We start from the raw sequence: 12,922 nt of genomic DNA, 5'->3' as shown, positions 1-12,922 counted from the left end.
GCGCGGTACGGCACGGGCGGTGGGCGCCGGAGAGTCACACCGTGCGCCACACCTGTTATCGGGGCAGGTCACAGGCGGCGGACTCCCAGGGTGCGGGCCCGTGTTGACGGGTTCCCGGCCACGGCATAATCTCCATGACTGGCACTCTCATCATCAGAGTGCCAATCAAGCGACAGGCTGGTCTGGCACCCGCGACGGCAGACCACCGTGGTCGCGTCTCCATCATGCGGCTGGCCGCTTCGGTCGGCCGAGGATACGCAATCGAAGGGGAAGGTCAGATCGTGTCGACCGCCACCAAGGTTGTTCTCAAGCCGCTCGAGGACCGCATCGTCGTCCAGCCCCTCGAGGCCGAGCAGACAACTGCGTCAGGTCTGGTTATTCCGGACACCGCCAAGGAGAAGCCGCAGGAGGGCACCGTCCTCGCCGTGGGCCCGGGCCGCTTCGACGACAAGGGCGAGAAGCGCGTGCCGCTCGACGTCAAGGTCGGGGATGTCGTGCTCTACAGCAAGTACGGCGGCACCGAGGTCAAGTACAACAACGAGGACTACCTCGTGCTGTCTGCTCGCGACGTGCTCGCCGTCGTCGAGAAGTAACAACTGAAGACAGATGCACCGCCCCGGTCGGCCCCTGCGGGCGGCCGGGGCTGTGTGCTTCTAGCCCATAGCTGACGTACATCCCTTACTTGGAGCTTCTCTCATGCCGAAGATCCTGGACTTCGACGAGGACGCGCGGCGCTCGCTCGAGCGTGGCGTCAACGCCCTCGCCGACGCCGTGAAGGTGACGATCGGCCCGCGTGGCCGCAACGTCGTCATCGACAAGAAGTGGGGCGCCCCCACGATCACCAACGACGGTGTGACCATCGCGCGCGAGGTCGACCTGGAGGACCCGTTCGAGAACCTCGGGGCCCAGCTCGCCAAGGAGGTCGCCACCAAGACCAACGACGTCGCGGGTGACGGCACCACGACCGCGACCGTCCTGGCCCAGGCCATGGTCCACCAGGGCCTGCGCAACGTCGCCGCCGGCGCCTCGCCGATCGGCCTCAAGCGCGGCATCGACGCCGCCGCCGCGTACGTCTCCGACGAGCTGCTCAAGTCGGCCCGCGAGGTCGACGACAAGGAGTCGATCGCGCACGTCGCCACCATCTCCGCCCAGGACGCCAAGATCGGCGAGCTGATCGCCGAGGCGTTCGACAAGGTCGGCAAGGACGGCGTCATCACGGTCGAGGAGGCCCACACGATGGGCCTGGAGCTGGAGTTCACCGAGGGACTCCAGTTCGACAAGGGGTACCTCTCGCCGTACATGGTGACCGACCCCGAGCGCATGGAGGCGGTCCTCGAGGACGCCTACATCCTCATCCACGACGGCAAGATCTCCAACGTCACCGAGTTCCTGCCCCTCGCGGAGAAGGTCGCCCAGACCCGTAAGCCGCTGCTGATCGTCGCCGAGGACGTCGAGGGCGAGGCCCTGGCGCTCCTGGTGCAGAACAAGATCCGCGGCACGTTCGTCAGCGTCGCCGTCAAGGCGCCGGGCTTCGGCGACCGCCGCAAGGCCATGCTCGAGGACATCGCCGTGCTCACCGGCGGCCAGGTCATCACCGAGGCCGTCGGCCTCAAGCTGGACGGCGTCGAGATCGACATGCTCGGCACGGCCCGCCGCGTCACGGTGAAGAAGGACGCGACCACGATCGTCGACGGCGCCGGCGAGCAGTCCGCCATCGAGGACCGGGTCCGCCAGATCCGCCAGGAGATCGAGAACAGCGACTCCGACTGGGACCGCGAGAAGCTCCAGGAGCGGCTCGCCAAGCTCGCCGGCGGTGTGAGCGTGCTGCGCGTCGGCGCGGCCACCGAGGTGGAGCTGAAGGAGAAGAAGCACCGTCTCGAGGACGCCATCTCCGCGACCCGCGCGGCGATCGAGGAGGGCATCGTCTCCGGCGGCGGCAGCGCGCTGGTGCACGTCGCCAAGGGCGGCTTCGACGCGCTCGGCCTGTCGGGCGACGAGGCCACGGGCGCCGAGTCCGTGCGCAAGGCGCTCGTCGAGCCGCTGCGCTGGATCGCCGAGAACGGCGGCAACGAGGGCTACGTCGTCGTCTCCAAGGTCCAGGAGCTGTCGGCCGGGCACGGCTTCAACGCCGCCACCGGCGAGTTCGGCGACCTGATCGCGCAGGGCGTCATCGACCCGGTGAAGGTCACCCGCTCGGCGGTCACCAACGCCGCGTCGATCGCGGGCATGCTCCTCACCACCGAGGCGCTGGTCGCGGACAAGCCGGAGGAAGAGCCCGACGCCGCGGCCGGCGGTCACGGCCACGGCCACGGTCACTGATTCCGACCGGTCTTTTTTCAGACCCTCGCCGCGTCGCGCGGCGAGGGTCTTTCTTTTGTCTTCGGCGGCCCTATGTACGCTGGACTTGCGAGGGATGCCAATAATTTCCCGAAAGCCCGCTGCTCTCGGAATGTATGTTGCAAATGACACACAACGCTGACAGCGAGCTTGCGTGCGGCTACAATGAGTGAGAAATGGCCGCTCGATCGTGCACTGTGACCATTCCGTTGTCATCAACGAGGCAGACAGGCGCGATCTCGATGGGCATCATGCTCTCGTGACCGAGGGAGCAATCGCCGGGGCCACGTATCGGGGTGCTGCCGACGATCTACGGTTGAGCCGTCCGGCCAAAGGGGATGAAAGCGATCTCCGAGACCTGACGAGCCTCGCCGTACAAGGAGACCCGGCGGCTGTCGAGTCTCTGATCGGGCGTGTACGCCCGATGATCGTCCGTTACTGCCGTGCGCGACTCGGCCGGGTGTCCGGGCAATACCACATCGCCGATGACGTCGCGCAGGAGGTGTGTATCGCCGTGCTCGGGGCCCTGCCCCGTTACCGTGACATGGGCCGGCCGTTCGCCTCTTTCGTCTTCGGAATCGCCTCACACAAGATCGCCGATGCGTTGCGCAGCGCCATCCGCGCGGCCGTGCCGACCGAGGACCTGCCCGACGGGCCCGACGAGGGGCCCGGACCGGAGGAGACGGTCGTGCGCTACATCGAGGCCGAGCGCGCTCGCGACCTGCTCGACCGCCTGCCGGAACACCAGCGCGAGCTGGTTCTTCTGAGGGTGGTGGCCGGTCTGTCCGCGGAGGAGACCGGTAATGTACTCGGTATGTCAGCGGGGGCCGTTCGCGTCGCGCAACACCGGGCGATCGCCCGGCTTCGAGCGATGGCAAGTGAGGAGTCGATCGCTTGACACGTGGTCGTGCCACCACCCCCGATCCGTTCGACATCAGCGCGGTCAGCGGCACTGACGAGCTCTTCGACGCGCTTTCCGCACGCCGCCTCGCCGATGCCCGCCGCTCCGTCGCCGACGATCCGGCGGCCGCCCTGCTGGCGGCGCTGGTCGCCGACGTCGACGCGGGCGCCCCGCCGCTGCCCGCTCCTCCGGCCAGGGTTCCGTGCGGCCTCCAGGGGCAGTACCGCCGTGGCGTCCGCGCGTTCGTGACGTTCGGCGTGGCCGCGATGGTGCTGACGTCGGCCGGCGCCGCCGCGGCGGGCGGGGGCAAGGATCTCGGCGCGATGGGCCGCACGCCCGGATCGGCCGGCATCAAGGCATCGGAACGTTCCAACGTGAACGTTCAGCGCCGTGATCCGGTGGCCGGCACGAACGCCGTCCCGGCCGACCGCCGCACGCCGGTGCGACGCACCACGGACAGAAGCGCGCGCGCCGTTCCGCCGGAGGCCGCGAAGGAGTCCGCGCCCCGCACCGGCGATGACCCGCAGCCGCCGTGGTTCCACCGGGGCCACCGGCCGTCACGCGGCACCGTACGACCGCCGGTGGACGGCCACCATCCGTCGAGCCGCGCCGAACCGCGCTACCCGGCCGGCGGCCGGTACAGATCGCCGTCCCGGCCGGAGCACCCGCCCTCCCCCTGACCGGGACCATCGGTAGTCGCGCGGCACGGTACGACCGCCGGTGGACGGCCACCGTCCGTCGAGCCGTGCGGGTCACTGTCCCGGCCGGAGTGCACCTTCACCCTTTGATCGGGGTCGCCGACCGTCACGCGGCACCGTACGACGGCCGGTGGATGGCCACCGTCCGTCGATCCGCGCTACCTGGCCGGCGGCCAGTACAGATCGCCCTCCCGGCCGGAGCACACGCCCAGCCCCTTGACCGGGGCCGCCGGTAGTCACGCGGCACCGTGCGACCGCCAGTGGACGGCACCATCCGTCGAGCCGCGCCGATCGGCGTTATCCGATCGGCGGCCGGTACAGATCGCCGTCCCGTCCGGAGTACACCTCCACCCCTTGGCCGGGGCGCCGGCCGTCGTGCGGCACCGTACGAGCGCCGGTGGACGGCCACCGTCCGTCGATCCGCGCTACCTGGCCGACGGCCGGTACAGATCGCCGTCCCGTCCGGAGCACACGCCCAGCCCCCTGATCGGGGCGCGGCCGTCGCGCGGCACCGTACGAGCGCCGGTGGATGGCCACCGTCCGTCGAGCCGCGCGGATCCGCGTTATCAGATCGGCGGCCGGTACAGATCGCCCTCCCGGCCGGAGCGCATCCCATGGCCGGGCCTCAGTCTGGGCGGGCGCGGTGCGGACGAGATCAAGCTTCGCTCATCGCGATCGACTTCGACCGGCGCTCGCCACAGGCGACGCGGAGCGGCCGGCTGGACGGCCGAGCCGGTGCGCCCCCTGATCGATCATGAGCACGTCCCGCACCCGTCAGGCCGTACGCACCGCTCTGACGGCACCTGTGGCGGAGGGGAGCGAACGATCGCCGGGTGATCGGCGAGGATAAGGTGACCGTCGTGACGGGCCGGAATCACGGGCAGGGTGGCCCACCGTCGGCGTGGGAGCAGCCGGGGCAGGGGCCGTACGGACGGCCACCGGGGCACGGGACGGCTCCCGATCACTTCGCGCGGCATCCGGCCGGGGCGCCGCAGGGTCCGGCGGGCCGCCGCCGGTTTCCGCCGCCCGCGCTACGGCTTCGCGGGCGCGGCTTCTGGGGGACCGTCGGCCGGGTGCTCCTGCTGATCGTCCTGCTGCCGTTCCTGGCCCTCTACGCCGTGTACTGGGTGGTCACGTTTCTGCTGACTCCCGTGCTGTTCGCCCTGCACCTGATGTTCTGGCCGCTGGGATGCCTGTGGGCGGGCATCTGCCGCGTGTGCGGCGCCAGGCGGGACGCGAGATGGCGGATCCTCCGCCCGATCCCGCCCGCGTTCCCGGCGATCTGGCGGTTGAGCTACTGGTTCACGCTGCGCAGGGGCATCTCGGCCATCGTGATGATCGTCTCGGACTGGTGAGCTGAGGGCCCGGCTCGGGACCCTCGCCGCTTTGCCCGGACGTGGCAGGCACGTCGCGGCGTGCTCATCGGTGTGACGGACCCCGCACGCACCACTTGCGCCGCGCAGTAGCGTGGGTTTGTGCACGATGACGCCCCGCTCGATCCCTTCGCGGACGATCCGGAAGACCCGGCCGCCGCCCTCGGCGACCTGGATGACGAGGCCGAGCCGCTGAGCATGACGGAGCGTGAGGACGTGCTCGCGGATCTGTCCGACCTCGAGGTCTTCCGCGCGCTCCTGGAGCCGTTGGGCATCAAGGGCCTGACGGTCGACTGCACCGACTGCGGCAAACCCCACCACATCGACTGGGACCTGCTGTACGGCAACCTGCGGCAACTGCTCGACCAGGGCCTGGCCCGGGTGCACGAGCCGGCCATCGCCGCGGAGCCCAGCGACTATGTCAGCTGGGAGTACGCCCGTGGCTACGTCGACGGTGTGATCGACAGCGAAGAGGGCCAGTCCGGCTGACGCTCCGTGACGCTGTACGGGCGCCTTCCGGTTATCCACAGCCCCACCCGACGGGCCTTGTCAGCGACCCCCTCGCTCTAGGATGTAACCAGGATCCGCTGACCTGGCCCGATATCGCACCCCATCGGATGATGCCAATGACTTCCGCGCCCGAGCCCGCCAAGTTCGCTCCGCAGGGCTTCACCTACGACGACGTGTTGCTCGTGCCCTCCTACTCCGATCTCGGGCCGGGCGACGCCGACACGACGACCCGGCTGTCCCGCTCGGTGACCCTGCGCATCCCGCTGGTCTCCGCGGCGATGGACACCGTCACCGAGGCCCGGATGGCCGTGGCGATGGCCCGTCAGGGCGGCCTCGGCGTGCTGCACCGCAACCTGCCGATCGAAGAACAGGCGCTTCAGGTCGACCTGGTCAAGCGGTCCGAGGCGGGCATGGTCACCGACCCGGTGACGTGCTCGCCCGGCGACACGCTCGCCGACGTCGAGCGCCTGTGCGCCCACTACCGCATCTCCGGCGTGCCGGTGACCGACGAGCAGGGCGTCCTGGTCGGCATCGTGACCAACCGCGACATGCGGTTCGAGGCCGACACCTCCCGTCCCGTACGCGAGGTCATGACGCCGATGCCGCTGGTCACGGCCCCGGTCGGCGTGTCACGTGAGGACGCGTTCGCCCTCTTGCGCAAGAACAAGGTGGAGAAGCTCCCGCTGGTCGACAAGGGCGACCGGCTGCGCGGGCTGATCACCGTCAAGGACTTCACCAAGAGCGAGCAGTACCCCGACGCCACCAAGGACTCCGCCGGCCGGCTGATCGTCGGCGCCGGGGTGGGCGTGGGCGACGAGGCCGAGCGGCGCGCCCGCGCGCTGGTCGAGGCGGGGGCCGACGTCATCGTCGTGGACACCGCCCACGGCCATTCGCGCGGCATGCTCGACATGGTCGCCAAGCTCAAGGCCAACACTCGTGCGGACGTCATCGCGGGCAACATCGCGACCCGCGCGGGAGCCCAGGCGCTCGTCGACGCGGGCGCCGACGCGGTCAAGGTCGGGGTCGGTCCCGGCTCGATCTGTACGACGCGGGTGGTGGCCGGCGTCGGCGCGCCCCAGGTGACCGCGATCTACGAGGCCGCGCTGGCCTGCCGTCCCGCCGGGGTGCCGGTGATCGGCGACGGCGGCCTGCAGTACTCGGGTGACATCGCCAAGGCCATCGCGGCCGGGGCCGACTCGGTGATGCTGGGGTCCCTGCTCGCGGGCTGCGAGGAGAGCCCCGGCGAGCTGATCTTCATCAACGGCAAGCAGTACAAGACCTATCGCGGCATGGGCTCGCTCGGCGCGATGAAAAACCGCGAGCGCGGCGGTTCGTACAGCAAGGACCGCTACTCCCAGGACACCGTCGAGGGCGAGGACAAGCTCATCCCCGAGGGCATCGAGGGCCAGGTGCCCTACCGCGGGCCGATCGCGGCCGTCGCGCACCAGCTCGTCGGTGGGCTACGCCAGGCGATGTGGTACACCGGCTCCCGCACGATCACGGATCTGAAGGAGAACGCGGTCCTCATGCCGATCACTGGGGCGGGTCTGCGAGAGAGCCACCCGCACGACATCCAGATGACGGTCGAGGCGCCCAACTACCAGGTCCGCTGAAAGAAAGACTTCTCGGCCGTGACCACAGGGTGGTCGCGGCCGAGCCATGGAAAGGGACACCAGATGGCTGAGGTTGAGATCGGGCGGGGCAAGAGCGGCCGCCGGGCGTACGAGCTCGATGAGATCGGCATCGTCCCCTCCCGCCGCACGCGCGATCCCGAAGAGGTCAGCGTGGCCTGGCAGATCGACGCGTACCGGTTCGAGATGCCGCTGGTCGTCGCCCCGATGGACAGCGTGGTCAGCCCCGAGATCGCGATCGCGATCGGGCGGCTCGGCGGGCTGGGCGTGCTCGACCTCGAAGGCCTGTGGACCCGCTACGAGAACCCCGAGTCGCTGCTCGCCGAGATCACCTCGCTGGAGGACGACACCGCGACCAAGCGGCTTCAGGAGCTGTACGCCGAGCCGATCAAAGAAGAGCTGATCGGGCAGCGCATCAAGGAGATCCGCGACGCGGGTGTGACCGTGGCGGCCCGGCTGTCGCCGCAGCGCACCGCGCAGTACCACAAGGCCGTCATCGACGCCGGGGTCGACCTCTTCGTCATCCGCGGCACGACGGTCAGCGCCGAGCACGTCTCGGGCCGCGCGGAGCCGCTCAACCTCAAGCAGTTCATCTACGACCTCGACGTGCCGGTGATCGTCGGCGGCTGCGCCACCTACACCGCCGCGCTGCACCTGATGCGCACCGGCGCCGCGGGTGTGCTCGTCGGGTTCGGCGGCGGGTCGGGGCACACGACCCGCACGGTGCTCGGCGTCGCGGTGCCGATGGCCACCGCGATCTCCGACGTCGCCGCCGCCCGGCGCGACTACCTCGACGAGTCGGGCGGACGCTACGTCCACGTGATCGCCGACGGCGGCATGCGGCAGTCCGGCGACATCGCCAAGGCACTCGCCGTCGGCGCCGACGCGGTCATGGTCGGCTCTCCGTTCGCGCGGGCCGCCGAGGCGCCGGGCCGCGGCTTCCACTGGGGCAGCGAGGCGCACCACGAGGAGCTGCCGCGCGGCACCCGGCTCGACGTGGGGTCGATCGGCACGCTGGAGCAGATCCTCTACGGTCCCTCCAACGTCGCCGACGGCTCGATGAACCTCATCGGCGCGCTACGCCGTGCCATGGCGACCTCCGGATACTCCGACCTGAAGGAGTTCCAGCGCGTGCAGGTCGTCGTCGCACCGCACTGAACACCTGCTTTGTGGCTGAAGTGACACCGTCATAGCGTGGTCGGTGCAGACGACGCGAGGGAGTGCGCAATGGCAGATGGGCAGTCGGTGAACGGACTCGGCACCTCGCGTCTCGGTCCCGCCGAGCGCGAGACGGCGCTGAAACGCATGGGCGCCGAAGAGTTCGACGTCGTCGTGGTCGGCGGTGGCATCGTCGGCGCCGGTGTGGCGCTCGACGCGGCGACGCGTGGGCTGTCCGTGGCACTCATCGAGGCGCGCGACTTCGCCTCCGGCACCTCCTCACGGTCGTCCAAGCTCATCCACGGCGGGCTGCGCTACCTCGAACAGCGCGACTTCGAGCTCGTACGCGAGGCGCTCACCGAACGCGGTCTGCTGCTGAGCCGCATCGCCCCGCACCTCGTACACCCGGTGCCGTTCCTGTTCCCGATGACGCACCGGGTGTGGGAACGCGCGTACATCGGCGCCGGCGTCGCGCTGTACGACGGCCTGTCCCTGTCGATGGGCACGGCGCGCGGCGTCCCCCACCACCGCCACCTCACCCGTACGAAGGCGCTGAAGGTCGCGCCGTCGCTGAAGCGCGACTCGTTCGTCGGCGCCATCCAATACTGGGACGCCCAGGTGGACGACGCCCGCTACGTCACGATGCTGCTGCGCACGGCGGCGGAGTACGGCGCGCAGATCGTCTCGCGCACGCAGGCCGTGGGCTTCCTGCGCGAGGGCGAGCGCGTCACCGGCGTGCGCATCCGCGACCTGGAGTCCGAGACGGAGACCGACGTCCGCGCCAAGCAGGTCGTCAACGCCACCGGCGTGTGGACCGACGACATCCAGGAGCTCGTCGGCGGCCGCGGCCAGATCCACGTACGCGCCTCCAAGGGCGTGCACCTCGTCGTGCCCAAGGACCGCATCCACTCCGCCAGCGGCATCATCCTGCGGACGGAGAAGTCGGTCCTGTTCGTGATCCCGTGGGGCCGGCACTGGATCATCGGCACCACGGATACGCCGTGGGACCTGGACAAGGCGCATCCGGCGGCGTCCAAGGCCGACATCGACTACGTCCTCGAACACGTCAACGCGGTGCTCAACGTGCCGCTGACGCACGACGACGTCGAGGGCGTGTACGCGGGACTGCGGCCGTTGCTGTCCGGCGAGTCGGACGAGACGTCGAAGCTGTCGCGCGAGCACGTCGTGGCGCATCCGGTCCCCGGCCTGGTCGTCGTCGCGGGCGGCAAATACACCACCTACCGGGTCATGGCCAAGGACGCCGTCGACGCGGTGGCACACGGCCTGGACGGCAAGGTGCCGGGTTCGTGCACCGACCAGGTCGCGTTGGTCGGCGGTGACGGCTTCCAGGCGCTCTGGAACTCCCGCCACCGGCTGTCGGAGTCCTCGGGCCTGCACGTGGCCCGCATCGAGCATCTGCTCCGCCGGTACGGCACGCTGGCGGAGGACCTGCTGGCCCTGATCCGCGAACGCCCCGACCTGGGCCGCCCGATCGAGGGCGCCGACGACTATCTGCGCGCCGAGATCGTCTACGCCGCCACCCACGAGGGCGCCCGGCACGTCAACGACGTGCTCTCCCGCCGCACCAGGATCTCCATCGAAACGTGGGACCGCGGCGTCCGCGTGGCCCGCGAGGCCGCCGAACTCCTCGCCCCCGAACTCGGCTGGTCCGACGAACAGACCGAACGCGAGATCGAGTACTACGAGAAGCGCGTCGAAGCCGAACGCATCTCCCAGAAGCAGGAGGGCGACCTGGAAGCCGACGCGACTCGCCGTGGCGTCCCGGACATCGTCCCCACGATGACTCCCTGACGGCGTTCTGAGCTTGCCGGCGCTCGGGGGCCGTCCGAGGCGCTAGGCGATCTGGTGGCCGTCGGGGAAGTCGGTCGAGTGGGACAGCTCCTCCCAGGTGTCCAGGTCCTTGTCCAGGTCCGCTCGAGCCCCGCGTATGAGGCGCAACGCGTCGGAGCCGAGCACCAGGTGGGCGGGCGGGTCGGGCTCGTCGAGGATGCGCAGGACGGCAGCCGCCGCTTTGTCAGGGTCGCCGAGCTGGTTCCCGCTGGCCGCGTGCCGGGCCGCGCGGATCGGTTTGAAGATCTCGTCGTAGTCGGGGATGCTGCGCGGCACGCGGACCATCGAGCGTCCGGCCCAGTCGGTGCGGAAGGAACCGGGTTCGATGGCGGTGACATGGATGCCGAACCCGATGACCTCCTTGCCGACCGCTTCGAGGATGCCTTCGAGCGCGTACTTGCTGCCGCAGTACGCCGAGACGCCGGGGAAGCCGGCCAGGCCGCCCATCGAGGTTACGGCGAGGATGTGTCCGCGTCGGCGCTCGCGCATGTACGGCAGGACGGCCCGTACGGTCGCGGCAGCGCCGAACACGTTGACCTCGAACTGGGCGCGGAGTTCGTTCAGCGGCGTCTCCTCGAAGGTCCCCTCCACGCCGTAGCCGGCGTTGGCGATCAGTACTTCGATGGGGCCGACGGAGGCCTCCACGTCCTCCACCACGGAGTGGACCGCCGCCTCGTCGGTGACGTCGAGGAGGCGTGCGTGGGCGCGTTCGGGGCTCAGGGCTGCGAACTCTTCGGCGTCGGCCTGCTTGCGCACCGTCCCGACGACGGTGTGACCAGCCCGGAGGGCGCCGGCGGCGAAGGCGCGGCCCAGACCGCTGCTGACCCCGGTGATCAGGAATGTCTTGTCCATGGCCCTAACTCTACACGTCGCAGATTTTTTTCAGCACTATGCAGATTACGGTAGCCTCTTCGGTGGTCAGGGAGGAAACAATGGGCAGGCGAGCTGGCGCTCCGAGCAAGGGGGACCGGCGGGAGCAGGCGCTCCTCGACGCGGCGGAAGTACTTCTTGAACAGACCGGCCTGGAGCGGATGACGGTCGACGCGATCGCCCGGGGGGCCGGCATCTCCCGCGGATCGATGTACTTCTACTTCGGCTCCAAGCATGAGGTGCTCGCGGCGCTGGTCCGCCGCACGGTGGCCGAGATCCGCAAGGAGGCGTCGATCACCGCCGACGACCTGGCGTCCTCGCCGGTCGGAGCCATGGAGCGCGCGGTCAAGAGCGTCGAGAAGATGTGGCGCGACCACGGCACGGTGATGCGCGCCGCCGTCGAGTACGGCACCGTACACCCGGAGATCGGCACCGCGTGGGATGAGACCGTGGAGCTGTTCACCGCGACGATGCGGGGCGTGCTCGCACGTGCGGGCGTGCCCGACGGGGACGGGCCCCAGGAGGCCACGGCCCTGGCCCGCGCCCTGTGCTGGATGACCGAGCGGACCTTCTATCAGGCCTCCCGCTCTCCCGGTGATCAGTTGGCGCAGGCCGCCGAGACGTCCATCGAGGTCTGGCGCCGGATCATGACGGCGCCCGCGCCTCCGGAAAGCCGAGCCGGAGACGCGGGCGCCGATTCCAGGTAGATCGGTTGCCTGCACGCCGGTACGGCGCCGGCCGTTCGGGGCCGCCGCCGATGGCGAGGCTCATGGGGGAGGGTCACTGGCGGAGTGCGGTGTCGATGTCGGTGGTCAGGTGCTGCGGCCGCGCCGGGCTGCCGGACAGTTCGGTGACGGCGATGGTGGCGGCCCGGCCATCCGTGGTGACGGCGTCGCTGGCGTGGTAGCCGGGGAAGTCGCCGCCGTGGCCCCAGGCGACGCCGCCGCAGGTCAGCGGGGTGCTGGTCAGGCCCAGTCCGTACCGGACGCCGTTGCCCGGCGCCGGCGGGCGCCGTGGTCCGCATCTGCTTGAGCTGGGCCGCGGGCAGTGGCCGGCCGGCGAGCAGCGCGGAGAACAGGCGGTTGACGTCGCGCGGCGCGGAGATGATCTGACCGGCCGCCCAGCCCGGAGGGGCCCTCGTGGGTGACGTCGTCAGTGCCGCCTTCGGCGTCATGGTGGTACCCGTGGGGGTGCGGAAGTACGTGTGCCGCAGGCCGGCGCGTTCGATCACCCGCCTGGTGATCTCCTCGCCCAGCGGACGGCCGGTGACCTTCTCCACGATGTGGTTCGTGAGTTCGTGCCGGGCGCGAAGGGCGCCTTCTGGCTGAACGCCATCGCGAGCAGCTGGTGCGACGCGAAGTACGTGTGCTGGTACGGCAGGAGGCGCTGCGCGAACAGGTTCGTGTAGTTGGGCAGCCCGCTGGTGTGCTGGAGGATCTGCCGCACCGTGATGTCCCGCGTCGTCGCCGACCAACGCGTCGAGACGTTGCTGGACCACGTCGGCGGGTCGGTCGCCGGTGTGCGCCGCGAACGCCGCGGCGGGGGAGGCGAGGCCGCCCAGCAGTCCCAGACCGCTGAGCGCGACGACGGCGG

Annotated in this window: 11 protein-coding genes and 1 pseudogene; 10 read left to right on the top strand and 2 right to left on the bottom strand. The window is 70.2% G+C overall.

Features of this window, described 5'->3' with window-relative positions:
- The first annotated feature begins 281 nt into the window (after positions 1 to 281).
- The 9 genes from groES (at position 282) to glpD (ending at position 10,420) form a co-directional block, all read left to right on the top strand.
- Complete coding sequence (groES, locus tag ACQEV1_RS49705; protein ID WP_141956791.1) at positions 282 to 593, top strand: co-chaperone GroES; 312 nt, start codon at positions 282 to 284, stop codon at positions 591 to 593.
- Positions 594 to 696: 103 nt separating this feature from the next.
- Positions 697 to 2,319: a chaperonin GroEL gene (groL, locus tag ACQEV1_RS49700; protein ID WP_285582585.1), complete on the top strand. Its 1,623-nt coding sequence runs from the start codon at positions 697 to 699 to the stop codon at positions 2,317 to 2,319.
- Between the two features lie 277 nt (positions 2,320 to 2,596).
- Complete coding sequence (locus ACQEV1_RS49695; protein WP_432705594.1) at positions 2,597 to 3,235, top strand: sigma-70 family RNA polymerase sigma factor; 639 nt, start codon at positions 2,597 to 2,599, stop codon at positions 3,233 to 3,235.
- Positions 3,232 to 3,918: a hypothetical protein gene (locus ACQEV1_RS49690; protein WP_433404947.1), complete on the top strand. Its 687-nt coding sequence runs from the start codon at positions 3,232 to 3,234 to the stop codon at positions 3,916 to 3,918. The genes ACQEV1_RS49695 and ACQEV1_RS49690 overlap by 4 nt, the downstream gene beginning before the upstream one ends.
- Before the next feature lie 878 nt (positions 3,919 to 4,796).
- Positions 4,797 to 5,291, top strand: coding sequence for a hypothetical protein (locus ACQEV1_RS49685; protein WP_433404944.1), 495 nt, complete (start codon positions 4,797 to 4,799; stop codon positions 5,289 to 5,291).
- A gap of 120 nt (positions 5,292 to 5,411) precedes the next feature.
- Complete coding sequence (locus ACQEV1_RS49680; protein WP_285582579.1) at positions 5,412 to 5,798, top strand: DUF5319 domain-containing protein; 387 nt, start codon at positions 5,412 to 5,414, stop codon at positions 5,796 to 5,798.
- Positions 5,799 to 5,935: 137 nt separating this feature from the next.
- A complete protein-coding gene (gene guaB / locus ACQEV1_RS49675) occupies positions 5,936 to 7,432 on the top strand; it encodes an IMP dehydrogenase (protein WP_285582577.1) in 1,497 nt (498 codons plus the stop codon).
- A 63-nt stretch (positions 7,433 to 7,495) separates the two neighbouring features.
- Complete coding sequence (locus tag ACQEV1_RS49670; protein ID WP_285582575.1) at positions 7,496 to 8,608, top strand: GuaB3 family IMP dehydrogenase-related protein; 1,113 nt, start codon at positions 7,496 to 7,498, stop codon at positions 8,606 to 8,608.
- A gap of 69 nt (positions 8,609 to 8,677) precedes the next feature.
- Positions 8,678 to 10,420, top strand: a complete 1,743-nt coding sequence (gene glpD / locus ACQEV1_RS49665; protein WP_433404940.1) for a glycerol-3-phosphate dehydrogenase — start codon at positions 8,678 to 8,680, stop codon at positions 10,418 to 10,420.
- A 42-nt stretch (positions 10,421 to 10,462) separates the two neighbouring features.
- Here glpD and ACQEV1_RS49660 read toward each other — a convergent pair whose 3' ends face one another.
- A complete protein-coding gene (locus ACQEV1_RS49660; protein ID WP_433404938.1) occupies positions 10,463 to 11,311 on the bottom strand; it encodes an oxidoreductase in 849 nt (282 codons plus the stop codon).
- Between the two features lie 80 nt (positions 11,312 to 11,391).
- Here ACQEV1_RS49660 and ACQEV1_RS49655 point away from each other — a divergent pair, with 80 nt between their 5' ends.
- A complete protein-coding gene (locus tag ACQEV1_RS49655; protein ID WP_433404936.1) occupies positions 11,392 to 12,036 on the top strand; it encodes a TetR/AcrR family transcriptional regulator in 645 nt (214 codons plus the stop codon).
- Here ACQEV1_RS49655 and ACQEV1_RS49650 read toward each other — a convergent pair.
- Positions 11,928 to 12,775 (bottom strand): annotated as a pseudogene (locus ACQEV1_RS49650) (serine hydrolase domain-containing protein). The gene ACQEV1_RS49655 and the pseudogene ACQEV1_RS49650 overlap by 109 nt on opposite strands.
- Positions 12,776 to 12,922: the final 147 nt, after the last annotated feature.

The organism is Actinoallomurus sp. CA-142502 (assembly GCF_050936355.1).
In the GTDB taxonomy this organism is placed as follows: Bacteria; Actinomycetota; Actinomycetes; order Streptosporangiales; family Streptosporangiaceae; genus Actinoallomurus; species Actinoallomurus iriomotensis.
Note: the sequence above shows the minus strand (reverse complement) of the source record. Positions and strands in the feature narration are given on the sequence as shown.

What these genes read in the sequence shown, in the direction of transcription:
- groL (WP_285582585.1), top strand. Translation starts at nt 697, where the DNA reads ATGCCGAAGATCCTGGACTTCGACGAGGACGCGCGGCGCTCGCTCGAG.
- guaB (WP_285582577.1), top strand. Translation starts at nt 5,936, where the DNA reads ATGACTTCCGCGCCCGAGCCCGCCAAGTTCGCTCCGCAGGGCTTCACC.
- ACQEV1_RS49670 (WP_285582575.1), top strand. Translation starts at nt 7,496, where the DNA reads ATGGCTGAGGTTGAGATCGGGCGGGGCAAGAGCGGCCGCCGGGCGTAC.
- glpD (WP_433404940.1), top strand. Translation starts at nt 8,678, where the DNA reads ATGGCAGATGGGCAGTCGGTGAACGGACTCGGCACCTCGCGTCTCGGT.
- ACQEV1_RS49660 (WP_433404938.1), bottom strand. Translation starts at nt 11,311, where the DNA reads ATGGACAAGACATTCCTGATCACCGGGGTCAGCAGCGGTCTGGGCCGC.
- ACQEV1_RS49655 (WP_433404936.1), top strand. Translation starts at nt 11,392, where the DNA reads ATGGGCAGGCGAGCTGGCGCTCCGAGCAAGGGGGACCGGCGGGAGCAG.